The organism is Actinotignum sanguinis, assembly GCF_030230305.1.
Lineage (GTDB): Bacteria > Actinomycetota > Actinomycetes > Actinomycetales > Actinomycetaceae > Actinotignum > Actinotignum sanguinis.
In genome coordinates, this window is record NZ_JASPCQ010000009.1 from 18961 (window position 1) to 44588 (window position 25628).

At 62.9% G+C, this 25628-nt stretch carries 17 protein-coding genes; 8 read left to right on the forward strand and 9 right to left on the reverse strand.

From position 1 onward, the window contains the following. Window positions 1-17: 17 nt before the first annotated feature. The 7 genes from QP828_RS05985 to QP828_RS06015 form a co-directional block, all read right to left on the reverse strand. Window positions 18-377: a hypothetical protein gene (locus tag QP828_RS05985; protein ID WP_284890243.1), complete on the reverse strand. Its 360-nt coding sequence runs from the start codon at window positions 375-377 to the stop codon at window positions 18-20. Beyond that, window positions 377-685: a hypothetical protein gene (locus QP828_RS05990; protein WP_279058347.1), complete on the reverse strand. Its 309-nt coding sequence runs from the start codon at window positions 683-685 to the stop codon at window positions 377-379. Before QP828_RS05990 ends, QP828_RS05985 begins: the two co-directional genes overlap by 1 nt. Window positions 686-696: 11 nt before the next feature. Further along, entirely contained in the window at window positions 697-1545 is an 849-nt protein-coding gene (locus tag QP828_RS05995) for a ParA family protein (protein ID WP_279058345.1), read from the reverse strand. A 13-nt stretch (window positions 1546-1558) separates the two neighbouring features. After that, the gene (locus QP828_RS06000; RefSeq protein WP_279058343.1) at window positions 1559-2374 is read right to left on the reverse strand and encodes a tyrosine-type recombinase/integrase; all 816 of its coding nucleotides are present in this window, start codon (window positions 2372-2374) and stop codon (window positions 1559-1561) included. 472 nt (window positions 2375-2846) lie between these two features. Then, window positions 2847-4280, reverse strand: coding sequence for a Na+/H+ antiporter family protein (locus tag QP828_RS06005; protein ID WP_274732459.1), 1434 nt, complete (start codon window positions 4278-4280; stop codon window positions 2847-2849). A gap of 319 nt (window positions 4281-4599) precedes the next feature. Continuing rightward, entirely contained in the window at window positions 4600-7671 is a 3072-nt protein-coding gene (locus QP828_RS06010) for a UPF0182 family membrane protein (protein WP_274732458.1), read from the reverse strand. Window positions 7672-7807: 136 nt separating this feature from the next. Continuing rightward, window positions 7808-8944, reverse strand: a complete 1137-nt coding sequence (locus QP828_RS06015; protein ID WP_274736158.1) for a YlbL family protein — start codon at window positions 8942-8944, stop codon at window positions 7808-7810. A 238-nt stretch (window positions 8945-9182) separates the two neighbouring features. Here QP828_RS06015 and QP828_RS06020 point away from each other — a divergent pair, with 238 nt between their 5' ends. After that, window positions 9183-10751, forward strand: a complete 1569-nt coding sequence (locus QP828_RS06020; RefSeq protein WP_284891339.1) for a zinc-dependent metalloprotease — start codon at window positions 9183-9185, stop codon at window positions 10749-10751. A 179-nt stretch (window positions 10752-10930) separates the two neighbouring features. Beyond that, window positions 10931-11989 carry a hypothetical protein gene (locus QP828_RS06025; RefSeq protein ID WP_016441698.1) on the forward strand — a complete coding sequence of 353 codons (1059 nt, stop codon included), beginning with the start codon at window positions 10931-10933 and terminating at the stop codon, window positions 11987-11989. Window positions 11990-12015: 26 nt separating this feature from the next. On the opposite strand, the gene QP828_RS06030 is transcribed toward QP828_RS06025, so the two are convergent. Beyond that, on the reverse strand, window positions 12016-14010 hold the full coding sequence (locus tag QP828_RS06030; protein ID WP_284891342.1) for an ATP-dependent helicase: 1995 nt from the start codon (window positions 14008-14010) through the stop codon (window positions 12016-12018). A 104-nt stretch (window positions 14011-14114) separates the two neighbouring features. On the opposite strand from QP828_RS06030, the gene QP828_RS06035 reads away from it, so the two are divergent. After that, on the forward strand, window positions 14115-14372 hold the full coding sequence (locus QP828_RS06035; protein ID WP_016441700.1) for a mycoredoxin: 258 nt from the start codon (window positions 14115-14117) through the stop codon (window positions 14370-14372). 20 nt (window positions 14373-14392) lie between these two features. On the opposite strand, the gene nudC is transcribed toward QP828_RS06035, so the two are convergent. Continuing rightward, a complete protein-coding gene (gene nudC, locus QP828_RS06040; protein ID WP_231366634.1) occupies window positions 14393-15418 on the reverse strand; it encodes an NAD(+) diphosphatase in 1026 nt (341 codons plus the stop codon). 46 nt (window positions 15419-15464) lie between these two features. Here nudC and glgX point away from each other — a divergent pair, with 46 nt between their 5' ends. From glgX to QP828_RS06065, 5 genes are all read left to right on the forward strand, one after another. Beyond that, window positions 15465-17699 (forward strand): glycogen debranching protein GlgX, encoded by a 2235-nt coding sequence (gene glgX / locus QP828_RS06045; RefSeq protein WP_274778656.1) that lies wholly within the window; start codon window positions 15465-15467, stop codon window positions 17697-17699. An 89-nt stretch (window positions 17700-17788) separates the two neighbouring features. Further along, window positions 17789-18889 (forward strand): tryptophan--tRNA ligase, encoded by a 1101-nt coding sequence (gene trpS / locus QP828_RS06050; RefSeq protein WP_126134888.1) that lies wholly within the window; start codon window positions 17789-17791, stop codon window positions 18887-18889. 740 nt (window positions 18890-19629) lie between these two features. Then, complete coding sequence (locus tag QP828_RS06055) at window positions 19630-22026, forward strand: alpha-1,4-glucan--maltose-1-phosphate maltosyltransferase (protein WP_284891345.1); 2397 nt, start codon at window positions 19630-19632, stop codon at window positions 22024-22026. Between the two features lie 4 nt (window positions 22027-22030). Next, entirely contained in the window at window positions 22031-23902 is a 1872-nt protein-coding gene (treS, locus tag QP828_RS06060; RefSeq protein WP_274778654.1) for a maltose alpha-D-glucosyltransferase, read from the forward strand. Beyond that, window positions 23899-25341: a hypothetical protein gene (locus QP828_RS06065; protein ID WP_284891347.1), complete on the forward strand. Its 1443-nt coding sequence runs from the start codon at window positions 23899-23901 to the stop codon at window positions 25339-25341. Before treS ends, QP828_RS06065 begins: the two co-directional genes overlap by 4 nt. The last annotated feature ends 287 nt before the right edge of the window (window positions 25342-25628 follow it).

Below are 25628 nucleotides of genomic sequence, written 5' to 3' on the forward strand. Positions count from 1 at the left end.
CTTTCGGTCTTGAGGTTTTAGATGTTGCCTTTGGGTGCCGCTCCCGCAACAACCGGCACGACATTCGTGTAAGTGTCCACGCGAGCGTTGAGAATCGCGGTTATCCACTCGGAGAGCGAGATGCGGTTTCCAGTGGCGCAATCGGCGAGCCACGCACCCCTGATCCGGTCGGCGTCTTCGCGGGGGAGTCGAATGGTGATTTTCGTGGCCTGCTGGCTGCCAGCGGTGCCAGCGGTGCCAGCGGTGCCAGCGGTGCCAGCGGTGCCAGCGGTGCCAGCGGTGCCAGCGAGGATGTTATCCTCTCCGCCCGCGACGATGGGGTTCGTAATGGGTGCTTTCTTGAGCGTCTGTAACGCGCTTGTATCAGGCTTTTTCATTACTGTTCTTCCGTTTCTGTTTTGTGCGTGTCTTTGACCTTGTCGAGGAGTTTGATCGCCCGTTCGAGTTGGGCGTAGGTTTCATTGAGCGTGAAGTACAGGTCAACGAGCTGCTGGTCGCTGCCGTGTTTGATGATGTCGTTGCCCGGCATTCTCCAAGGGTCGGAGTCCAGGCGCATTTCGAGCAGGGTTGCGTTTGATGCGGCTGCGTGCCAGAGCGTCACGACATCGTTTGCGATCATGTTCCGGAAGTTGATGTCGTGGGGGTTGGCAAGCAGGCGGAGCAAGGTTTTCTTCGTCATTTTCATCGCTGGCCTCCTTACAGAGCGGTGCTGCCATTGTTGGCAGTGCTGGCAGTGCCAGCAGATACGGCCACGCCAGCAGGTGCGGCAGCGCCAGCGGATACGGCGTTGCCGGCGAGTGTGGCTTGTAGGGTCCTGAATGCTTCTTCGATCAAGGCGTCGGCGTCGCCGATGGGGATGTGGTTGGTTGCGGTGTGGGGGAATGCCTCACGCGCTGGCATATACCGAGCGAGTAGATAGTCACCGTAGGTGGCTTCCAACTCCGTTAGCCACCGCCGGGTATCCAAGCGTCCTTGCTGATAGGAGTTCACGAGGATGCCCGCAAGCTCAAGAGCCGGGTTGTATAGAGATTTAATGGTGGCGATGGTCGTGATCATCTCGGCCACCCCATCGCAAGCGGTTTCACGTGCCGTGGTCACGATTAGCGCGGTGTCTGCGGCGACGAGCGCCCCGGTCGTCAACATCCCCAGCGATGGCGGGCAGTCCACCACGATAGCGTCATAGGCATCGCGTAGCGGTGTGAGGATGGTCTTGAGCCTATATTCCCGGCCCAAAGTCGTGTCGTTTTCCCGATCCCAGAGCGCCCGGTCGGCGGGGAGTAGATCAATACCCCAACCCGGCACTGGCAGGATTGCTTGACGTGCAGTTTCGGGTGGTGCTCCAGCAGCCACCGCGGCGAGCACGTCGTTGAGCGTGAGCGTCTCCGCGCCGACGTCCACGCCGAGCGTCGTCGTCGCGCTTCCTTGCGGGTCAGCATCCACTAGCAACACACGTTTGCCGGAGCTGTGGGTAATACGGTGTGCAAGGTTCGTGGCGATGGTCGTTTTACCGACACCGCCTTTTTGGTTGCAGATAGCGATGATCATGGGGTTCTTCTTTCTATAGTCCTGGGATGTGGGTTGGTGCTGGCATGGCCAGCGGGGCTGTGTTTGCTGGCACGGCTGGCATTGCCGTACCTGCTGGCAGTGCTGGCGCTGCCGCATTGGCTGGCATTGCCGTATCCGCTGGCAATGGGGCGCAGTATTTGTAGCGGTCTTGTCGCGCGCCGAGCATCGCAGCCCGGATTACGGCGGCATTGGATTGGATGTATCTCTGCGTTGTATCGACACTCTCGTGTCCGAGTAGTTCTTTCACTGCTAAGACGTCTTGCGATGCAGCGTATGTTTTGGTTGCGAAGCGGTGCCGGAGAGTGTGGAGAGTCCATCCATCGCGGAGTTCCCGGCGGGCAAGCTTGCCAACCCAGGATCCGGCGAGATGTCCTTCCTTTTGCCCGGGGAATAGCCATATGCCCGTGAGGTTGAACTGCTCCCGCATCTCGACGTAGATGTCATGCGGGATTGGCACTATTCGGATTTTTCCTCCTTTCCCGCATATTGAGAGGGAGTAGCCCAGTAGGTCTTTCATAAGATGTCCCTTTTGGATTTGGGCGATTTCGCTAGCTCGTAGCCCGACCTCGCCTGCTAATCGCAAAATGAGTCTTGTCCGTGGAGGTGCTCCATCAAGTGCGTCCTCATAGACTTCTTCGGGCGTTGGTCGTGCCGGAGGTGTTTTCCTGTGCACCATCGGCAGGACCGCCGCTGGGTCATCAACGTGATGGGCTGCGGCGTACCAAGAGAAGAAAGCTTTGATGGATTGGTAGTAGGAATGTCGCGTTTCCGTGGCAATTTTCTTTTTGCCCGCCCATTCGATAATCATGGCGGCGGTTACTTGGCCTGGAGGGCATTTCAAGGCCCGTGCGAGGGTTCGGACGAGGCCTATTCGGGTTTCTATAGTTGCTTGCCGGCTTCCGCTAGCAGAGAGTAGATGTTCCCATTTCTCCAGTTCAAGATCCCAACCTTCGGGAACTGGCCATTTTCCAAAGTTATTTGACATGCTTAACTAATAGCGATTTACACGCAGTTTTCACCTTTGAAACTGCTACGCTGTAAGCGTGTAAGTCACCTCCCCGCCACTGCGGAGGGAGCGAATTTTTCGGCACAGCTTGCGAATAGCGAGCTTCAACCCGGAGGTCAGAGGTTCAAATCCTCTCCCCGCCACGAAATAGAGTGCCTGACCAGGTGAAATACCGGTCAGGCACTCTTGCCATATCCGCGTCGGGCCTACGCCAGCCCCGGAATTCCCACTCAAACCATGTGAGAACCAATACCTGCTAGCCAACCCCGCTGCGCTACAGCACCAGCGAAGCAATCCAACCCGCGATGAGCAACGGGATATTGAAATGGATGAAGGTGGGGATGACCGAGTCGCGGATATGGTCATGTTGGCCATCGGCGTTGAGCCCCGCCGTCGGCCCTAAAGTAGAGTCCGAAGCGGGTGAACCGGCATCGCCCAGCGCGCCCGCCGTGCCAATAATCGATACGGTGGCCAGCGGGGAGAATCCTAGCGTGACGCACAGGGGCACGTATATCGCCGCGATAATCGGCAGCGTGGAGAAAGACGATCCGATCCCCATCGTCACCAGCAGCCCCACAAGCAGCATGGCGAGCGAGGCCATCGCCTTATTACTCCCGAACATCGCCGCGGTGGCGTTCACAAGTGGTTCAATCTGCCCGCTCTCACTCATCACATTCGCGAAGCCCTGGGCGCTGATCATGATGAAGCCAATGAGGGCCATCATTTTCATGCCGCCGGTGAAGACGTCGTCGGCCTCGTGGAGCTTGATGGCGCGCGAGAAAATGAAAACGCACAGCCCTACCAGCGCGCCAACCAGCAGCGCATCAGCGTCCGAATCCACCGCGTTGAGGAGCAGCTGGATCCCGAAGCACACCAGAATTGCCACGAGTGAGACCGCGATGCGGTAGCGGGAAACCGCCGGAGCCCCGCCCGCCGCGCCCGCCGCATCCGCCGCATCCGCCGCGCCCGCCGCGCCCGCCGCACCGGCCACGCCGCCCGTGTTCGTGCCCCCGGCCGCGCCGGTATCCACCGCCACATCCCGATACTCACGCGGCTTGCGGTAGGTAACAAAGACGGCGAGCAGCAGCCCAACCACCATCCCCGCCGCCGGAATCGCCATGGCGCTCATCACGTTGATGCCACTCACATCCATGCCGGCCTTCGCGATATTCCCCAGCAGGATATCGGTGAGGAAGATCTTTCCGAAGCCGATGGGGAGGAACATGTACGTGGTCACCAATCCGAAGGTGAGCGCGCAGGCCACCGCGCGCCGATCCAGGCGCAGGTTATTCATGACCACTAGGAGCGGCGGGATAAGCAGCGGAATAAAAGCAATATGCACCGGGATGAGGTTCTGGCTCATCACCGCCATCGCGCAAATCCCCGCCAGCATGGCCCAGCGGGTGAAAGCACGCTTACGAGCACCCGTCCCGTCAGAGCTGCGCAGATGGCCGAGCATCCACTGTGCCAGCAGATTCGGCAGCCCCGAATGGGCCACCGCCATCGCGAAAGCACCGAGCAGCGCATAGGAGAGCGCGATTTTCGCCCCGGCACCCAGGCCTTCCTGGAAGGCCACCATGGTCCCCTCCAGGCCCATCCCGCTGAGTAAACCACCGGCGAGCGCGCCGATAAACAGAGCCAGTACCACGTGAACACGAAGTACCGCGAGGAGGAGCATCAAACAAACAGCCACCACAACAGCATTCATAAAACTGAATATACCGAGACTGGGGCACCAGCCGAATAAGTATCCATAAATACGTAGCTTTTCTACTACTTCTTGCACTAGCGGTCGCGCGAAACCACGGTTACGCCGTATCTTTATCGACGACGCCGCGCAGCATTCGCCCAGCTCAACCTATGAATAAACGCTCAGGCACTAGCCCTGCCACCCGCCTCCCGCTCCCGGCGCTAGAGAGCCGGTAGAGAGGGTAGAGAGGCTAAAGACACCAGAAACGCCAAGTGGCGGCCACCCGCGAACGGGTGGCCGCCACTAAGTCGGCTGCTAGCCAGGTTGCTACCGCGGCTTACCGAGCGCCTTCTAGCTCCTTCTGGGCTGCGATGGCCTGGTCGAGCGCTGTCTGCAGGTTCTTCTGAGCCTGACCGTAGGCCGCCCAGTCACCGCTCTTCATCGCGCTATCGGCCTGGCCCACCGCCTGCTTCATGCTCTGCAGCGCGGCATCCAAACGCTCCTGCGGGGTGCCACCCGCGGCCGGGGCCGGGGCGGGCGCCGGCGCTCCCGGCGCAGCGCTGGGCTGCTGGGGCGCGGGCTGGGTAGGCGTCGTCGTACCGGGAGTGGGTGTGGCACCGGGCGTGCCACCCGCCGCGGGTGCCTTGCCCTCGCCGGCGGAAATATCTTCCTTGACGTTCTGCAATCCGGCGTCACCCGCCTGGGCACCCGAATCACCCCCGAAGGTCTGGTTGAGAGCCTCTTCCAGGGTGGGCGCGAAGCCGATATTCCCATCACCGAAAGCCGTGAGCACGTACTGCATGAGCGGGTAGGTAGTACCCTGCGAAGCCTGCACGTAGACCGGCTGCACATAGAGCATGCCGCCACCCACCGGGAGCGTAAGCAGGTTACCCATCCGCACCGTGGTACCGCCCGAACGCAGCAGGTTGAGCGCGCGGGAAACATTCTGGTCGGAAAGGAAGTTATTCTGCGCCTGGCCCGGGCCGGGAACCGTGAGGTCGCGCGGCAGCTCGAGGAGCCGCAGCTTGCCGTAGCCCTCGCGCTTCTCCCCCGGCGTGGATCCCGCGTTGGAATCCACCGCGAAGAAACCGGTCATGATATTACGGTCTGTCTGCCCGCCCGGGATATAGCCCGTGGATAGGGAGAATTCCGCTGAATCCTGGCCCGGCATTTGCAGCGTCAGGTAGTAGGGCGGCTGCTTGCTATCGGTTTGGGCCGCCGCAATACCGCCCGTACTCGCGGTATCCACCGCCGGTTCGTTCGGAACATTCCAGAAGTCACCACCGGAGTAGAAGGAGGCCGGGTCCTTCACGTGGTAGCGGGTGAGCAGCGAACGCTGCGTCTTGAACAGATCCTCCGGGTAGCGCACATGCGCCATGAGATCCCCGGACATCTTGTCCATCGGCTGCACCATGCCCGGGAAGATGGATTCCCAAGCCCGCAGGATCGGGTCCTTCTCATCCCACTTGTACAGCGATACTGAACCGTCGTAGGCATCCACAACCGTCTTGACGGAATTGCGGATGTAATTGACATCTTGGCCGGAGGCCGCCCCGTACATGCCGCGCGAGTTGAGAGCGTCCGTGGTGGCCGCCGCCAGGGATTCGCGTGCCGAATACGGGTAGTTATTCGAGGTGGTGTACCCGTCGATAATCCATACGAGGCGCTTGGGGGTGGCCGGATCCCCGTCCATATCCACCACGGCCGGGTAGGCCTTGGAATCAAGCGTGAGGTAGGGAGCCACCAGGCGCACCCGCTCGTGCGGGTCGCGATTGAAGAGGATCTGCGATTCGGAAGTCACGCGATCGGAGAAGAAAATATCCGTGGAGCGGAACTTGATGGCAAACATGAGCTTGTCAAAGAAGTTCCCCACCGAAGGTCCGCCGTCGCCCGTATAGGTATTGAGGACCTGCGATCCTTCCGCAGCATCGGAGGGATAGTCAATTTCCCAGGGCGCGGTGCCTTCCGGCGCACCCACAATGGAGTATTCGGGGCTGTTTTGCCCGAAGTACACGCGCGGTTCGTATTCGCCCAGCTCACCCTGGGAGGGGATGCCGTACTGGAGGAATTGCGGGGCGCCGGAGGCAGAGGTGGTATTGCCGTAGGCAGCCACCACGCCGTAACCGTGGGTGTAAACCGTGTGGTCATTCACCCAATTGCGCTGGTCCGGGCCCAGGCCGTCCAGGTTGAGTTCACGCACCGCGATAACGGTATCCCGATCAGTCTTATTGAGGTTGTAACGATCCACCGCCAGCTGCGAGGCAAAGCCGTAGTACTGGCGATTCTGCTGCATCTGGTTGAAGGTGGGCGACACGATATTCGGGTCGAGGAGGCGGATCTGCGCCGTCGATTCCGCGTCGTTACGCAGCTGCCCGGCTTCCGCATCGGTGCGGGCGTTATAGGGAATGGTCTCCACGTTATCCAGGCCGTAAGCCTTGAGAGTGGCCGAAATATTGCGGTCAATATACGGCGTTTCCATCTCGATGGCGTTCGGGGTAACGCGGAAGCGTTCCACCAGTGCCGGCCAGGCCCACCCGACCGTGGCCCCGGTGACCAGGGCCACCACCAGCCCGGCGGTAATAATCCGCCAGGAACCGCGCAGCGCCGAAATGACGAAAAGCACCGCGATGGCCAGGAAGGTGATGGCGAGGATCGTGAGCCCGGGCAGCTTGGCGTTAATATCCGTGTAGGAAGCCCCGGAGAAACGATCATTATTGGACAGCAGCAGGGTGTAGCGGCTCAGCCAGAAGTAGGCGGCCACCAGGATGAAGGCGAGCAGCCCCAGCACGGAGAAATGCACCCGGGCCCGGTTGCGCACCCGCACCTTGCCCGAATCCACCGTGACCCCTCCGTAGAGGTAGTGGCCCAGCACCGCGCCGATCGCCCCGATCACCAGCAGGGTGATGGCGAAGCTGAGCACCGATTGCAGCACCGGGAGCGTGAAGACGTAGAAAGCCACATCGCGCCCGAATTGCGGATCCGTATCCCCGAAGGGCGTGCGGAAAATCCACATGAGGTAGGTGCGCCATTCACCCGCCAGCGGTGCGCCGAAAATCAGACCGGCGAGCAGCGGGAGGCCCAGGTTGGTGGCCCAGCGGTACTTTTCTGCCGCTTTCCGGTAGTTGGCGACGCTGGGGGCCTGGATCCCTTCATCTTTCGTGCGCGCGAGGCGGAAATTCAGCCACAGCACGAAGGCAACCAGGAGGGTGCCGATGGTGCCCAGCGCGATGGTCCAGCCCCACTGGGTCCAGAACACGCGGGCCGCGCCGATTTGTTCGTACCATTTAACGTCGGTGTAAACGCCCGATCCGACGACGAGCGCCACGAGGAGAATGGCTAGAACACCCAGTGTCCACCAAAAAGCTCCCGGCGTCTCCCGCCGCAAACGGGGATGTGCGGTTGTACTCAAACGAAATCCTCAACTTCTTCCGCGGCGCACGGGCGCCCGGCCATCACTATTCCCTATCAAACATAGCGGAAAAAGCTGAGAATCGCGCGTGCGGGAACGGTTTTTTGGTACGACGACGCCGCCCGCGAACACGCCCCTACCGGCCCGCAGCCAGATCCTGGCAGGTGGGGAGTGCCGGGGTGCGCCCCGCGCCGATGGCCCGGACGGCAGCTGCGGCGTCGTCAAAATTCCGCACCGCCCAGATACGTAAGCCTTCCGGTTCGTACCCGATTGTTTCCCCGCAATTCGCGGCCGGGGCAAGGAAATCGGTGGCGCCGCGGTCGCGCGCCCCCACGATTTTGTGCTGGATCCCGCCGATGGGGCCCACCTCCCCGTTGAAGGCGAGGGTGCCGGTGCCGGCAATAACGGCGCTGCCACCCAGGGAGCCGGGGGTGAGTTCGTCGTACATGCCCAAAGCGAACATGAGGCCAGCCGAGGGCCCGCCGATGCCTTCCACCGCGTAGGTCACGGTGGCCGGGAGCTGCACATCTTCCACCGCGAGGGAAACCCCCAGGAGGGAGCCGGGGTGGACCCAGCCCGTTTCATCCGCGGGGAAAGGCGCGGTAATAATCGTGGTGGTGCCGGATTCACCGCCGCGCTGGTAGGAAACCGTCACCGTGCTCCCCGGTTCGGTGGCGTGCAGGACTTTCGAGAGTTCCCCGAAGGTGGAGACGGTGGTGGGTGCGGTGCCCGGGGCGGCAATGCCGGTAATAATATCGTCTGTTTCGAGCTGACCGGCCGCCGGAGAGCCTTCCGGAATCTCCACCACCCGCAGTTTCATGGTGACGTGGTGGCCGGCCTTTTCCAGGGCAACTCCGGCCGCGACGGTTTGGGAATTATTCATCAGTTCGGCGTTGCGGGCATCGTCTTCCGCGCTGGAAAGCGTGGGCGGATAAAGCAGGCGCACCGGCAGTAGCTGAGATTCCTGGTCAACCAACGCCCAGAGTGCGTGTGCACCCAGGGTTCCCACCTCGGGGTTGCCCGCCGCGGACACCGTGGTCATATAGAGCTGGGTATCGGTGGGATAGGTGGGCACGCCCTCCACGTTCACCAGCCGAGTACCGGCCACTTCTCCGGTCACGTCAAGGGCCGGGCCGGCCATTTCCACCGTGTAGGCACCCGGGAGCAGAAGGGCGAGGACCGCCAGGCTCGCAAAAATAAAGCCGCTGCGGCGCGCGGCCCGAGAATTGCGGCGCGCGGAACGGGGACTACCTGCCTGACCACGTTTTTTCATCACCTCTCCATCATGCCTGATCGCGCGGCTCAGTCCTACCGCTGCTCACGTGTCCCGCTGCTCACGTGTCCCGCCGCTCGCCTATCCCACCGCTCGCCTATCCCGCCGTTCGCCTATCCCGCCGTTCACGACAGCGTGCCGGTACCGCGCGGGCCCCGGCTCCTGCGCCAGGGGCGGAGGCGCCTACCCGCGCGGGCCCGCGGTGTTTTAGGCTTAGTGGTGGACCTCGAGGAGAAGAATGACTGAGAATTCACAGCCGCGTGACGAATGGGAAAAGATGCTGCGGGCAGTCCTCGGCGATGAGGCGGCCGAGGAAATCCTGCGGTCCCTCGCCCCCGGCGGCGATGCAACATCCGGGAACGGCACTGGCACCGGCACGGGCAGCGGAGCGTTCCCCGGGCTTCCCGGGATGGGCGGCGCGGCCGGCGCGGGCCTGCCGGCTGATATCGGGCTGGTGATGAATCAGATCCGCGCCATGCTCGGTTCCTCGGGTGAGGGGCCGGTCAATTGGAAAATCGGGGAGCAGGTCGCCCGGGATACCGTGAATAAATCCGGGCCGGGGCTTCCCACCGCCGCCGCGGGTGATCAGGCCCGCTCCGCGATGGACGTGGCAAGTTTGTGGCTTGACCCGGTCACGGTTTTCGATCCGCCGCGCGGCCCGAACCAGGTGTGGTCGCGCCTGGACTGGATCGCTCATTCCCTCCCGACCTTCCGGAAACTCACCGCTCCGGTAGGTGCGAACCTCGCGCGGGCTTTCGGTGAAGCTCTCAGCGCGCAGCTCGAACGCGCCCCGGAGGAGATGCGCCAGATGCTATCGGGCGGGATGCTCGGGGGGATTCCCGGCGGGCTGGAGGGGATGCTCTCCGGAATGACGGCGTCGTTACTGGGAATGCAATACGGCCAAGGGCTCGCGGAACTCGCCCACATTTCCTTCGGCACCGCGGACGCCGGTTTCCCGCTGGTGGAGGGCGAAACGGCCGCGCTGGTGCCGGCTAATATTTCGGAATTCGCCGCGGGCTTGGATGTGGATGCGCGTGAAATTGAGCTCTACGTGGCGGTGCGCGAACAGGCCGCAGCCCGGCTCTTCTCCCAGGTACCGTGGTTGCGCAGCACGATTCTTGACGCCGTGGCCGCCTACGCCGCCGATATCGCCATCGATACCGACGCCATCGAGGAGAAGGTCCGCGAGCTCCAGCTCGATCCCGAACAGCTCATGTCCGGGCAGATGCCGGACCTGGACATGAATGAGGTTTTCGCTTTCACCCGCACCCCCACCCAGCAGGCTACGCTGGAGCGCCTCGAGCATATTGTTTCGCTGGTGGCGGGCTGGGTCAGCGCTGTCACGAGCACCGCGGTGGCGGCCCAGCTTCCCCATAGTATGAAGCTGTCGGAGGCTCTCACGCGCCGCGAGGTAACCGAAGCGCCGTCGAACCGCGTTTTCGGCCCTCTTGTTGGTTTCGATATCGCGCCGCGGCGTTTGCGTGAAGCGGCAGCCTTCTGGGCACGCGCCGCCCGGGAACGTGGCATGGAGGGGCGCGACGCGCTCTGGAAGCACCCCGATTTACTGCCGCTCCCCGAACACCTCGACGATCCGGACCGTTTCTTCTCCCCCGCGGAACAACCCTCCGCGCTGGATGAGGAGCTGGATGCTTTCCTCGCGGAGCTTCTGAGCAATAGTGATGGGGGCACGCCTTTCGGCAACGCGCCGCACGAACCGGGTTTCGGTACGACGACGCCGCACCAGGCCACCGGGGACTCGAGCACGACCGACACGTCCGGACCTGAAGGACCCGAGCAACCCGAGTGACCTGAAGGACCCACGCGCCCCGAGTGACCCGCGGGACCCGAAAGACCCGAGTGACCTGAAGAACCCGCTGTGGATAACTAAGGCAGCTCTGGGGATAATACCCGTGCCTGTGGATGGGCTTTCGCGCTGGTGCGATGCGCTTTTTATGCTGAGGCCATGGTGTTTATCAAGGTGGTCTCATGATGATTCGCTCGCCGCTGGGAGTGTACTGGTCAGATACGCATGAAGTGCAGATCGGTCTTGATCCGCGCGTCGCACTGCGGCTAACGGGGCTTTCTGTGGCGGAACAGCAGGTAGTTTCCTCCTTAGCTTCCGTCGGTACGGAAAGCGAATTCTTCGATGCGTGTAAGCGGCGCGCGGTGAGCAAGGAGCGGGCACGCTCGCTTCTGGGCACGCTTCGGGATTCCGACTTGCTAGAAACTTCCCCGCCGGGTTCCCCCGACCTGGCCTGGCGCACAGTTTTCGTTGAGCGTTTGGATGCCCTGGCGGTAGAGATCTGCACAGTTCTTGCTGCCGGTGGCCTGGGCTATATTCTCACCTCGGATACCAGCAGACCCCACGGCACTGACCACCCAATTTTCCGGCGGCCAAGCTGGCGTACATTCGCGCGGCACCAGGCACTGCAAAGTTACTTTCGCGAGCGCGGCTGGGGAACTACGGTCATCGAGGTTGCTGCGGAGGCCCATCGGGTTACGCCGCTGGGAATAGAACGGGCCGCGAAGCAAGCGAAGCACGCGAACCAAGCGGCGGCCACCGGGCGCGGAAATCGCGTGGCCGCCCAACCGGCCGGGCCTGCTTGGGAATGGGGCCGTCCCGATCTCGCGCTGGTGACCTCTTTGCAGCTACCTGATCCGCTGCGGTGTTCCCCGTGGGAAACGCAGCGCATTCCTTATCTGCTGGCCTATATCGAGGATATTGATATTCGGGTGGGCCCGGTGGTGGTTCCGGGGAGTGGGCCGTGTGCTCGGTGTTTGCTTTTCGCAGCGATGGACGCGGATCCTGCCTGGCGCTATCTGGCTCCCCAGGTATTTAGCACCCGCGGAAATGCTCCCTTCACTCCCGGGGTACCCCTCGCGGCAGCGCTCGCGGTGCACAGCGCGCTTGTAGCCCTGGGTGGGCAAGCGGACTATGCTCGGGGAACCCAGTGGGTAGTGCCGCCGCTGCCCGGTTACCCCTACCGGGTTGCGCTTTCCTCGCATGAGCGTTGCCCCTGCGAAGCAGGCCCCGCAGCGGCCTAAGAATAACCGGCCAGGAGCGCTTGCGCTCAGTGTTCGGCCAGCAGGGCGAGGATTTCCTCCCCGTAGATAGCGAGTTTTGTAGCTCCCACCCCCTTGATTTGGGCGAGTGCGTGGATGCTGCGCGGTTTTGCTATCGCGAGCGCCCGCAGCGTGGTGTCATGGAAAATTGTGTAGGCGGGTTTGCCGGTGGCCTGGGCGCGTTGGGCCCGCCAGGCTACGAGTTGCTCAAAGAGTGCCACATCTTCGGGGTAGTCAGCGGCGAATTCTTCCGCAGCGGCCCGCGAGCGCCACCGATAGCGGGTGGCCCGCGAGGTTTCTTCCTCTTCTGATTGTGGCCACAGCCCGGTAAGGAAGCGGGAGACTTTCCGGCCCGAACGGTGCCCGGAGGAGGCGGCATAGGAAAGCTGTAAAAATTCTTGAGCCCGGGTGATTCCCACGTAGAGGAGGCGGCGTTCTTCTTCAATAGCCGCAGGTTTCTTCGCGAGGGAAATGGGCATGAGTCCTTCGCTCATCCCCACCAAGAAAACCGCTTCCCATTCCAAACCTTTAGCGGCGTGCAGGGAGGAAAGCGTAACGCCTTCCAATTCGGGAACATTCTGGGTGGCGGCGCGTTCTTCCAGTTCCACCACGAAATCAGCCATGGAGGCAGCCCGGTTATCCTCCATATCCTCCGCGAGAGTGATGAGGGCGTGGAGGGCTTCCCATTTTTCCCGCGCGGAGCCGGCAGTGGCCGGCGCTTCATCCCGCCACCCCATCTGGCGCAGCACGGTGCGCACGTTATCCGCCAGCGGGCCATGCACCCCGGAGCGTGCCGCGGCGCGCATGGCCACCATGGCTTCGCGGACATCACGGCGCGAGAAGAACTTTTCCGCCCCGCGCACCTGGTAGGACACCCCCGCTTTGGACAGTGCTGCCTCAAATTCCGCCGATTGGGCATTGGTGCGATACAGAATGGCTATCTCCGAGAGCGCGGTGCCTTCCGCGGCGAGCGCTTGGATCGCGCTCACAACTGCGGCGGCTTCCGCCCCCTCTGATTCGTATTCCCGGAAGGTAACAGGGCGCCCGGAGCGGCGCTGGGAGACCAGCTGCACCGCGCCTTCCGAAACATCATCGGCAATAACGGTATTCGCAGCCGCCACAATTTGCGGGGTGGAACGGTAATCACGGGTGAGTTCGATAATGCGAGCCCGCGGGTATTCCTGTTGGAAGCGGGCGAGGTAGGAGGAGGATGCGCCAGCGAAGGAGTAAATGGTCTGGGAAACATCCCCGACGACGCACAGATCCTTCCGGTCCCCCAGCCATAGCTGCAGCAGGCGGTGTTGGAGGGGGGAAACATCCTGGTATTCATCGACCACGAAGTGGCGGTATTGCTCGCGTATCTGGCGAGCGATATCCGCCCGATCCAGCAGGATCCCGACGAGGAGGAGGAGAACATCATCGAAATCGAGAACGCGGCGTTCGGTTTTCACTTCTTCATAGGTTTTCGCCAGCCGCGCTATATCGCTACTGAGCTGGCCGGCGACTTCCCCGCGCCCGGCCGCCAGGGCGGCTTCCGGGTAGTTATCCGGGCTGATCATCGAGACTTTAGCCCATTCGATTTCCGCGGTGAGATCGCGGATGCTCACTTTATCGGTAGGTAGACCGATCTGGCCGGCAGCCTGGGAGACCAGCCCGAATTTCGATTCGGTGATCCGCGGGATGGTGCCCCCCACCGCGGTACCCCAGAAGTAGGAGAGTTGGCGCAGCGCGGCGGCGTGGAATGTTTGGGCGGGTACAGCGCCCACCCCGAGATCCCGCAGGCGCGAACGTAATTCCCCGGCCGCGCGGGAGGTGAAGGTAACCGCCATAACGTTGTGTGGGGCATAAACCCCGCTGCGCACCCCGTAGGCGATCCGGTAGGTAATAGCCCGAGTTTTCCCGGTGCCCGCCCCGGCACGCACGCACACCGGACCGCGTAAAGCGGTAGCGACCGCGCGCTGATCCGGATCCAGAAATTCCAGCAATTCCTCGGGTGAGTCCATCGTGTTCCTCCTTGCTCTCTCAGGATGCCACACGCCCCCGACAGAAATTTTCCCCTCATCGAAACCCGTGGCGCGCCGAACATCTCGCACCTTAAGATCACTCCATGGCTGATTTCACAATGTATACAACGCCCTGGTGCGGCTACTGCCGCAACCTTTCCGCCCAGCTCAAGCGGGCCGGCATCACCTGGAACGCGGTGAATATTGAAGAAGATGAGGCCGCGGCCACCAAGGTTGCGGCTCTCAACGGCGGCAATAAAGTGGTGCCCACCCTTGAGTTTGCCGACGGCGCCACCCTGACAAATCCGAGCCTGAAAGAAGTGCAAGCGAAACTCGCTGAACTCGCCTCCCCCGGGAACTAGAGCGGCACTCGGGCTAATTATTACCAGCCCAGATAGGGCCGAATTTCGGGTCCGTACCACTCGGTGATGAGAGCCGCGGCCACCGAGGAAGGTCCGGGCAGGGTGAGGCTACCCTCGCGCAGGGCCGCATCTAATTGTGCGGCGCTGTAGAAGGCGGCATGGTCGATTTCTTCCCCGTCCACGCGCACCAGGGCATCCGCCCCACCCGCCCGGACTTCCGCCTCCGGCTCCACCCGCGCCACGTAGGCGATCATGAGGGAACGCGGGAAGGGCCAGGGCTGGCTGGCGAAGTAGCTTATCTCGCCCAGCGGAACACCTACTTCTTCGCGCACCTCGCGGCGCACCGCCGCTTCCAGTGACTCCCCCGCCTCGGCAAAACCCGCGAGTACGGAGTGCCGCCCAGCGGGCCAGCGCGCGTTATGCGCCAGCAAAATACGATCATTCGAATCAAGCACCGCCATAATGACGGCCGGGTCGGTGCGCGGAAAGACCACGTGGCCTTCCGGGCACTGCCCGCTCCAGCCGCTGCTATCCACGGTGATGCGCTGGCCGCATACCGCACACCAGCGGGTAGCACGCCAGGTATTGAGGATCGCTACCGCCGCGGTCACCAGTGCCGACATATCCGCGCTCCAGGACGGTGCGTAATTTTGCAGCGAGCCAATCCGGTAGCCCGGAGCATCCACTTCCGGGTTATCACGAGTGGGCCCACCGCCGATAACGGTGGTGAGATCGCACGCAAAATAGGGGCGCCCCGCAACTTTCCCCAGGTAAACAGTTGGTGAATCCGCGGTGGCGCGCGGGAGCTCACCGCGGCTCAAGAGGAGGGGTGCACCGTCATTATCCAGGACAGCACCCCACCCCGAAATAAGCAGATATCCCGCATTTTCCGCCAATTCCGCCAGGCGCTGCGGGTCGTTTCGGGAAAGTTCATCCCGGTCCAGATTCCCGCGTGCCAGGATTAAATCGCCGTCGTACCCCACCATCGTGCCCCTTCCGGAACCGGCCGCGTGCCGGTCGCCCTTCCACCAAAATTCTAATATCACTCTTCTGGATTCTTGCCGAACGCCGATATTTTGCGACAATACGAAGGTGACTTCATTACCGGCTACTTCCCCGACCGCATCCCGGTACGTGGCGCGCGCCTCCGAGCGTGCTCTGCCCGTCCGATTGCGGCCCGTGCGTCTGGGGGCGCACCTCACCGATACCGGGGCGGATTTCGCTGTCCTGGCTCCGCACGCGACCGCTGTTGACCTGTGCCTTATTGATCGCAGTGCCTCGGGTATCACCGAGCGTCGCTATTCCCTGCATCGGGACGCGAGTTTCACCACCTGGGTGGGGCACGTGTCCGGGGTGCGTGCCGGTCAAGAATACGGCTACCGGGTACACGGCCCGTGGAATCCCGATACCGGGATGCGTTTTAACCCCGCGCAATTCCTTCTTGATCCCTACGCGCGGGCCATAACCGGCACCCCGCGCTTGGGACCCGAATTGTACGGGCACAAGGTGAATGACGCTCTGGATCCCGTCCCGGTTCCGCCGCAACGTGACGATACCGATTCCCTGGAGGCCATGTGCCGCGGCGTCGTGACCGCACCCACGGAAACGCATATCCGCCACCCGTATACGCCCTGGTCCCACACGGTTATCTACGAAACGCACGTGCGCGGACTCACCCAGCAGCTAGCCGCCCTCCCCGAAGAATTACGCGGGACCTACGCCGGCCTAGCGCACCCGATCGTCACCGATTATTTGCGTTCCCTGGGCGTGACAGCCGTGGAGCTACTGCCCATCCACGCGAAAATGTCAGAACCGTTCCTCACCGAACGCGATCTCACCAACTATTGGGGGTATTCCACCCTCTCCTATTTCGCTCCCGAGCCGAGCCTGGCCACCGCCACCGCGCGCGCCGCTGGACCCCTGGCCGTGCTGCAAGAAGTACGCGATATGGTGGCACGTCTCCACGATGCCGGCCTGGAAGTCATCCTTGACGTGGTTTATAACCACACCTGTGAAGGCGGGGTCAACGGACCCACCGTCTCGCTACGCGGCTTCGGGCAAACCACCTATTACATGCAGGTACCCAACCAGCCCGGCCAGTTTTATGACACCACGGGCACCGGGAATTCTCTGGATTTCCGGCGCACGCCCGTCCTCCAGCTCACCCTCGATTCGCTGCGCTACTGGGTGAGCGAGATCGGCGTGGACGGATTCCGTTTCGACCTGGCCGCCACCCTGGCACGCCGGGGCGATCATTTCGATACCAACCACCCCCTCTACCTGGCGATGGCCACCGATCCCATTCTTTCCAACGTCAAGCTCATTAACGAGCCCTGGGATCTGGGGCCGAACGGCTGGCAAACCGGTAATTTCTTGCCGCCCACCGCGGACTGGAATGACCGCTACCGCGATTCCATCCGGCAGTTCTGGGTGGCCGATCAGCGCGCGGTTGCCGGCGGCGGCCTGGGCGGGGACCTGCGCGACGTGGCGACCCGCCTGGCCGGCAGCGCCGATCTTTTCGGGCACGGGCGTTCCCCCTCCGGGCGCGGGCCGCTTGCCTCCGTCAATTTCATTACCGCGCACGATGGTTTCAGCCTCTACGACCTGGTCTCCTACGATTCCAAGCACAACGAAGCCAACGGAGAAAACGGGCGGGACGGCACCGATAACAACCGCTCGTGGAACCACGGGGTAGAAGGGGAAGGCACCGATACCTCCCCGCTTCCCGAGGGCGTGCTCAAGGCACGCACCCGCACCATGCGCAACCTCATCGGCACGCTAGTTTTCAGCGCCGGGGTACCCATGCTCTACGGCGGCGACGAATTTGCCGATACGAAATTCGGGAACAACAACGCCTACTGCCAGGATAATCACGTGTCCTGGCTGGATTGGGACCGCGAGGAATGGCAGCGCGAGCTGCAGGCAACCGTGGCGTACCTCTTCCGGCTGCGTTCCGAACACCGGGTCTTGCGCCCGAGCATGTTCTACACCGAATCGCCCTCCGGGCGCGATCACATTCCCGATCTGCAGTGGTTTGCTGATACCGGCGAACCGATGCCCGAGCACCGGTGGTTCGATCCTTCGAATCGGTTGTTGCAAATGCTGCGTTCCGGTTCTGAGCGCGACGCCGATGCGCTCGTGGTCATCAACGGCTCAAATCACCACGTTCCTATCCGGTTCCCGCAGGGGCGCGGTAATCCCTTCGCGCTGGCCTGGGATTCTTCCTGGCCCACCCCGCGGTCCTCGGAGCGTATCTACCAGCCCGGGGCCTCCACCCGGGTGGAGCCGCTGACGATGCAGCTGTACTTCGCCAATCCGGAGCGGTAGCGGGCGAGCGGCGCCTACAATAGACAAGCAGAGCGTGCTCCCGGGGAATTCGGGGGTATGACCTGGGTGTATGACTGAAGGAGCAAGGTATGAGTGTCGAGGAATCCCTCGAACGGTCCACGTCCGCCGCGTCCCTGGCGCATGCGCAGCGCCTGAGTGAGAAAATCAAGGAGAAGATCAACACTTCTCCGGAGGAATTCCGGGTTCTCACCGGGGATCGCCCCACCGGGAATCTCCACCTGGGGCACTACTTCGGTTCGCTGCGCAACCGGGTGGAATTGCAGCGCAAAGGCGTGGAAACCTGGCTGGTTATCGCCGATTTTCAGGTCATTACGGATCGGGATGGCACCGGGCCTATCCGGGAACGGGTGCGTTCCCTGGCCACCGATTACCTCGCGGTGGGTATCGACCCGGATGCCGCGGTTATTTTCCCGCATTCGGCTATTCCGGGCCTCAACGAACTCATGCTCCCCTTCCTTTCTTTGGTGACCGACGCCGAGCTGCGCCGCAATCCCACCGTCAAGGCGGAACACGAGGCAACGGGCGGGCGGCCCCTTTCCGGGCTGCTGCTCACCTACCCGGTTCACCAGGCCGCGGATATCCTTTTCTGCAAAGCTAATTTGGTGCCGGTGGGCAAGGATCAGCTCCCCCACCTCGAACAAGCACGCGTGATCGCTGATCGTTTCGAGGCGCGCTACGGCCGCCCGGCCGGGCGTGAAACCCCGGTGTTCCCGCGCCCGCAGGCCCTGCTTTCTGAGGGCACCTCTATTTTGGGCTTGGATGGCGCCAAGATGAGCAAATCGCGCGGTAACACCATCGAAATCGGTATGAGCGCGGATGAAACCGCCAAGCGCATCAAGAAAGCGGTCACGGATTCGGATCGGCATATTACCTACGATCCGGACAACCGCCCCGAAGTGGCAAATTTGCTGCTGTTGGCTTCGCTGGCGCAGGGGCGGCCCGCGGTGGAGATCGCGGAAGAAATTGGCGACGGCGGGGCCGGTACGCTCAAGAAGATCGTCACCGAAGCGATTAATGAGATGTTTGCGCCTATCCGGGCCAAGCGCGCCGAGCTGGCCAAGGATCCCGGTTACGTGGATGGGATTGTGCGCCGAGGTATTGAGATTGCCAACGAGCGCGCCAATAAGACGCTCGCGGAGGTGCGTGAAGCACTCCAGATGGTGTATTAGCGCGCCGGCCAGCCTGGTCGCGGAACGCTTCCCAGCACTCGGCGGCTACCGCCTAACACAAAAAGCAACACCAACTACATTAAGAAACCAATTTCGTGAGCTGTGGTTGCATTTTGTGCGCGTAGTCGCCAGGACGTTGCTTTTTGCAGGCACGTCATGGCGGGAGGTTACATTTTGTAGACCTCCACGTCAGGACGTTACTTTCTGCGAACCCAATGACGGAACTGACCGACCAGTATTCCACCGGCTCGCAAAGTGGTACTGGAGCTACAGCCAGCACCCGGTTTTCTGCCGTGCAGTACCACTCTGTTAGGCCCGGTGTTCTCCAGTACCATTACACCGGACACAAGAGGCGTGCACTACGCGATCCCGTTCAGGAGTTGTGCTTTGGTCGCTCCGTAAACAAGGTCAAGAACAAGGGCAAGAACAAGGGCAAGGACGGGGGCACTTTTCCCGAGGTGTACTTCGCATGTACAACAAATGCAGTACAGCTCGACAAACACATAGTGCCTCCCGTGGCGCCGGACCGAAGCTCACGCATACGACGACGCAGCCAACCTGCCATGCGTCCACCCCCGCGGGCCGGTGTGCCAGAAGCCCGGAAACCTAATAGGATTGGGCTTGTGAGCATCCTTACACAGACGCATCATCGGCTCGTGCGTCGCCGCTCGAGCCGTGGGGTTGCTGCCGCTTGCACGCACTCCCGCCATATGTCGCCCGAGGATACGAGGAGATAAGCCATGTCCATTGAACCGACGACGCCCGCGAAGAATTCGGCATCCACGCCCGAAAAGAAGCCGGCAACCACGCCCGCGGCCCCGAAGCCAGCCGCCGCGGAGTCCGCCACCGCGAAGAAGCCAGCAACGGCAAAGGCAGCGTCCCCGAAGAAACCCGCGGCCACCCGGCGCTCAACGAAGAGCACCACCGCGGCAAAGTCCACAAAGGCCTCCGGATCGGCAAAAAGCACGAAGACCTCCGCAAAAGCCCCCGCGAAGACCTCCGCGAAAACCCCCGCGGCACAAACCACCGCTACGTCCCCAGCCTCCCCTACCACGCACGGCCGTGCAAACGCCGAAGGGTACCCGCCGGCTTTCCCGCAGGCACCTGTGGCCCCGGCCCCCGCCCCGCGGGCCAATATCGCCCGCATCCCGATTATGGATGTGACACCCTGCGTGCAAAACGGCTCGCTGGCCGCTAAGGGAACCGTGAATGAAGCTTTCCCGGTGCAGGCCACCGTCTGGCGCGAAGGGCACGATCTTTTCGGCTGTGAAGCCGTCCTCGTTGATCCGCAGGGTCGCGAAGTTCAGAACGCTCCCATGGTCCTGGTACGCCCGGGCCTGGGCCGTTACGAAGGCTGGCTCACCCCCACCGAGCCGGGCGATTGGGCCTTCTTTGTGCGCTCGTGGTCGGATCCGCTGGCCACCTGGCGGCATACCGCCGAAGCGAAGCTCCCGGTCGGCCAGGATATTGACCTGGTGTTCCTCGAAGCCGAGCAGCTGCTCAAGAGGGTGGCGAAATTGCTGCCGCGCGGTTCAAAGGACCGGCCGGCGATTAATGACGCTATCGACGTCGTTCGAAAAAAGTCCATCCCGGCTTCGGTACGTTTCGCGGCCGTGACGTCCGACGTCGTCGAAGATATTATCCACAGGTATCCGGTGCGCGATTTCGTGAGCGAATCGGCGCGTTTCCCCCTCGCCGTGGACCGCGAACTGGCCTTGCACGGCGCCTGGTACGAAATGTTCCCGCGCTCGGTGGGAGCCTGGCGCGACGACGAAGGCACCTGGCATTCCGGGACCCTGCGCACCGCGGCGGAAGATCTGCCCCGCATCGCCTCCATGGGCTTCGACGTGGTGTACCTGACTCCGATTAGCCCGATTGGCCTGACTGATCGCAAGGGGAAGAATAATTCGCTGATTGCCCAGCCCGGTGAACCCGGCTCGCCCTACGCGATTGGCAGCGAAGCGGGCGGGCATGATGCCATCCACCCGGATCTGGGCACGTTCGAGGATTTCGATGCCTTCGTAGCCACCGCCCGGGATCTGGGCATGGAGGTCGCCCTCGATATTGCACTGCAATGCTCCCCAGATCACCCGTGGCTGCACGAACACCCCGAATGGTTCCTGCACCGCCCGGACGGCACCATCGCTTTCGCGGAAAATCCCCCGAAGAAGTACCAGGATATCTACCCGCTCAATTTCGATGACGATCCGGAAGGTATCTACCAGGCGGTCAAGGGCGTGCTGGAAACCTGGGTTTCGCACGGGGTCACGCTTTTCCGCGTGGATAACCCGCATACCAAGCCGGTGAGTTTCTGGCAGCGGCTGCTGGCCGAATTCCGCCGCACCCACCCGGAGGTTATTTTCCTGGCCGAGGCGTTCACCGCCCCGCCGATGATGCGGGGTCTGGGCGCGGTGGGCTTCCACCAGTCCTACTGCTACTTCGCGTGGCGTAACGAAAAGAAGGAAATTGAGGACTACCTGTGGGAGGTCGGCCGGGAATCGGATGCGATGTTGCGCCCCACTTTCTGGCCGACGACGCACGATATCCTCACCCCCTATCTCCAACAATCCGGCCCGAACGGCTGGAAGATCCGCGCGATTTTGGCGGCGATGGGAGCGCCCTCCTACGGGATTTACTCCGGTTATGAATTCGTGGAATCGGAGCCGCGCGGCAGCTTCGAAGAAATGAATAACAACGAGAAATACGAATACCGCCCGCGGGATTACACCCGCGATCCCTACGGTATCCAAGGGCTTCTCACCCGCCTCAACGAGATCCGCAAGGAGCACGTGGCTCTCCAGCGCCTGCGCGGGATCACCATTAACCCCACGTCGAATCCGAATATTCTGTGCTTCACGAAGGTGGCGCGCCCGGAGGAAACTCCGTCGGGAACCGCGGACCGCGTGATTGTGGTGCTCAACCTCGATCCGCATACCACCCAGGAGGCGGAGATCTCTCTGGATATGTCCGCTTTCGGTGCTTTCGATGCCAGCGGTCTGCCGCGCGGCGAGGCACCCGAGCATATCGAGGTGGTGGATGAGCTGGGCGGCGGGCATTTCCAGTGGAATAACCGGCCCTTCGTGCGGCTCAACCCCTTCACCACCCCAGCGCATATTCTCTCCGTGAAGGCCCTCTGATCCTATGTCCCTTCCTTCCCTCAACGCTGCCACTTCCGGGCCCCGCATCACCCAGTCCGAACACCCCGGGCTAATCGATGATCCGGAGTGGTATCGCCACGCGGTGTTCTACGAGGTGCTGCTCAAGGCTTTTGGAGATACCGATGCCGACGGCGTTGGTGATCTCCGCGGCCTGATCGCGCATCTCGATTACATCCAGTGGCTGGGGATCGACTGCATCTGGATCCCGCCGTTCTACCCTTCCCCGGGGCGGGACGGCGGGTACGACGTCGCCGATTACACCGCCGTGGATCCTCGCTACGGCACGATGGATGATTTTCGGGAGCTAGTTGATCAGGCCCACCGGCGCGGTATCCGCGTCATCATCGATATCGTTATCAACCACACCTCCGCGGATCACCCGTGGTTCCAATCCTCCCGCGCGAATCCGGAAGGGCCCTACGGGGATTTCTACGTGTGGTCGGACACCGATAAAAAATACGAAGATGCCCGCATTATTTTCGTGGACACCGAGGTCTCCAATTGGACTTTCGATCCGGTGCGCAAACAGTATTTCTGGCATCGTTTCTTCTCCCACCAGCCGGATTTGAATTTCGATAATCCCAAGGTGCACGAAGCGGTCCTCAATATTTTCCGCTTCTGGTGCGGGCTAGGGGTGGACGGACTGCGCCTAGATGCCATCCCCTACCTCTATGAGCGGGAAGGCACGAATTGCGAAAACCTCCCGGAAACACACGCGTTTATCGCGAAGGTGCGCCGGGTCCTCGATGAGGAATTTCCCGGCACGCTTTTGCTGGCCGAAGCGAATCAGTGGCCGGAGGACGTCGTCGAATATTTCGGAACAGCGCAGGCGCCCGAATGCCATATGTGCTTCCACTTCCCCGTGATGCCGCGTATTTATTACGCTTTGCGCGACCAGCGTGCCACCGCGATCCGGGAGATTCTGGAGCGCACCCCCGCGATTCCGGCCGGGGCCCAGTGGGGTACCTTCCTGCGCAATCACGATGAACTCACCCTGGAAATGGTGAGCACGGAAGAACGCGCCCTCATGTACGGCTGGTATGCCGACGATCCGCGCATGCGAGCTAATGTGGGGATCCGCCGCCGCCTCGCCCCGCTACTGGGGAATTCCCGGGCGGAGATCGAGCTGGCGCACGCGCTGCTGCTTTCCCTGCCCGGTTCGCCCTACCTCTACTACGGCGACGAAATCGGGATGGGCGACAATATTTGGTTGCCGGATCGCGACGGCGTGCGCACCCCGATGCAGTGGAGTCCAGATCGCAATGCCGGTTTTTCCACCGCGGATCCGGGTCAGCTCTACCTGCCGGCTATTACCTCGCTGTCCTATAACTACCAGGCGGTCAACGTGGAATCGCAGCTCGCGCAGCCGGCGTCGCTGCTCCACTGGATTCACGGGATTCTGGAGGTGCGGCGCGGGCACCCGGCCATGGGCTCGGGTGATTTTGTGCTGCGCGAATCGAATAACGACGCGATCCTCGCTTTCACTCGCTCCTGCCCGGAGGAGACCCTCCTCTGCATCATGAACCTGGCCAATACCCCGCGCGCCGGGCGCATCGAGCTGCCCGACTATGCCGGGTGGCTGGCCACGGATGTGTTTGGCGGGGCAGGTTTCCCGGCCGTCGGTGCCGCTGGCGGTTATGACGTCACGCTGGGCAGCCGCAATTTCTTCTGGCTCAAACTAGATGCGCCCGGGCAAGCGGAACCGGGCCCGGTGGAAGGTGCCCGCGCCGCAGAAAGCGGAGAACAGGTGGACTTCGCTGCGCTCTCCCGCCCGGCGCCGCCGGCGGCCGCGGCACCCGCGCAAAAGCCCACCGCGGCGAACACCGCAGATCATGAAGAAGGGAACGCAGCGTGAGTTGGGACATCGGTGAGCGGATTCCGGAACTCGAGGCGTGGATGCACGCCCGGCGCTGGTACCGGGGCGAAGCCCATCCGCTCTACCTGCGGGCCCGCGCTGACTTCACGTGCGGCGCAGAGCCTTTCACCCTCACCTGGCTCATTATTGACGCCGGCTCTACGCTCTACAACGTCCCGCTGCTCCTCGCCCCCGCTACCGGGTCCGCGCTGCACGACGACGCCGCGCCGAGCGCGCCAACCGCGCCGGCCGCGCCAACCGCGCCGGCTGAGCCACCCGCCCCGGTTGCCCGCGCCCGCGGCCACCTTATTTTCGACGCGACCACGCATCCTGCCGGCCAGCGTTTCCTCTTCGAGGCCGCCACCGGCCAGCCGGGCAGCGAACCCCTCCTACATTCCCCGGCGCTCAGCAAGGCACCGAGCCAGCCCACCAACAGCACCCTTGACCTGGTCACGCGCCCGGCCGACTTCCCGGGGAGCTACCGCGCTGCCCGGCCGCTGAGCGGCGAACAATCCAATAGCTCAATCATCTACCAGACCAGCACCGTGCCCCTCATTATCAAGCTCTTTCGGGTGCTGAGCCCGGGCGCGAACCCGGACGTGGAGCTGCAGGCCGCGCTTTCGGATACCGGCACAGTCCCCGCGCAGTGGGGCTCGGCAGCGCTCGTGGGCGGTCCGGCCGCAGCGGGCAGCGATGTGCTGGTGGCGCAGGAGTTCCTCACCGGCGCCCACGACGCCTGGCGCGTCGTCACGAGCTCTTTCCCCGCCCCGAACAGCCCCGTTCTGAATACTCCCCGCGCGCTGCTGGGCGATTTTTCCGAACGCATCCGCGAACTCGGCTCCCTCACCCGCGCTTTCCACACCGCATTCGCCACCCGCCTGGGTACCACCGCGGCGACGCCGCAGCTGCGCGAAGCGCAGCTGGCCAGCTGGCATGCACGAGCTCGCGCCGCCCTTGCTGCGGCCCCCGAGCTAGCGGCCAGCCGTGCGCGCATCAACGAGGTTTTTGCCGCCGCCGCGGCCACTGCCTGGCCGGCGCTCCAGCGCATCCACGGGGACTACCACCTCGGGCAGGTTGTGGATGTGCCGGGGCGTGGCTGGGTGGCCCTCGATTTTGAAGGTGAGCCCCTGCGCCCGCTCCCCGAGCGCGTGGCCCCCGACCTCGCCCTGCGCGATGTGGCCGGCATGCTGCGTTCCTTCGATTACGCCGGTGGCCAGGGCGAACGCGATGGCCAGCCCGCCTCCCGCATGCGCGCGTGGACCCGCGCCGCGGAAGTTGCTTTCCTATCCGGCTACGGCGCGATTCCCGCCGCGCACCGGCCCCTGCTGCGCGCCCTCCTCCTGGACAAGGCACTTTACGAAGTTGTGTACGAGGTCAATCAGCGCCCGGACTGGATCGATCTCCCCCTGGGCGGAGTCCACCGCCTGCTCGAGAACTAGCAGATCCGCAGGTCAGCCCGCCGCCCCGCGGCGGGCTGCGGCGTCGTCGCCCTTCGCACACCACCACCCACGCCCGCCACCTCCTCCGCACCCGGCCCGCGCACTGTCCACGGCAGGCAGCCGCGGCCCGGGATCGCGCATCTTTCAGGTATCCTGGGATATGTAGATAGTCGCGCGGTACTTCCCGGAAATTCCGCGATGCCGCTTGGCAGGACACAGCACATCACCGGCGCGCGCGGGTGGTTTCCCGCTCTGACCGCCTACGCTCCATCGTGCAGAGAGGCACA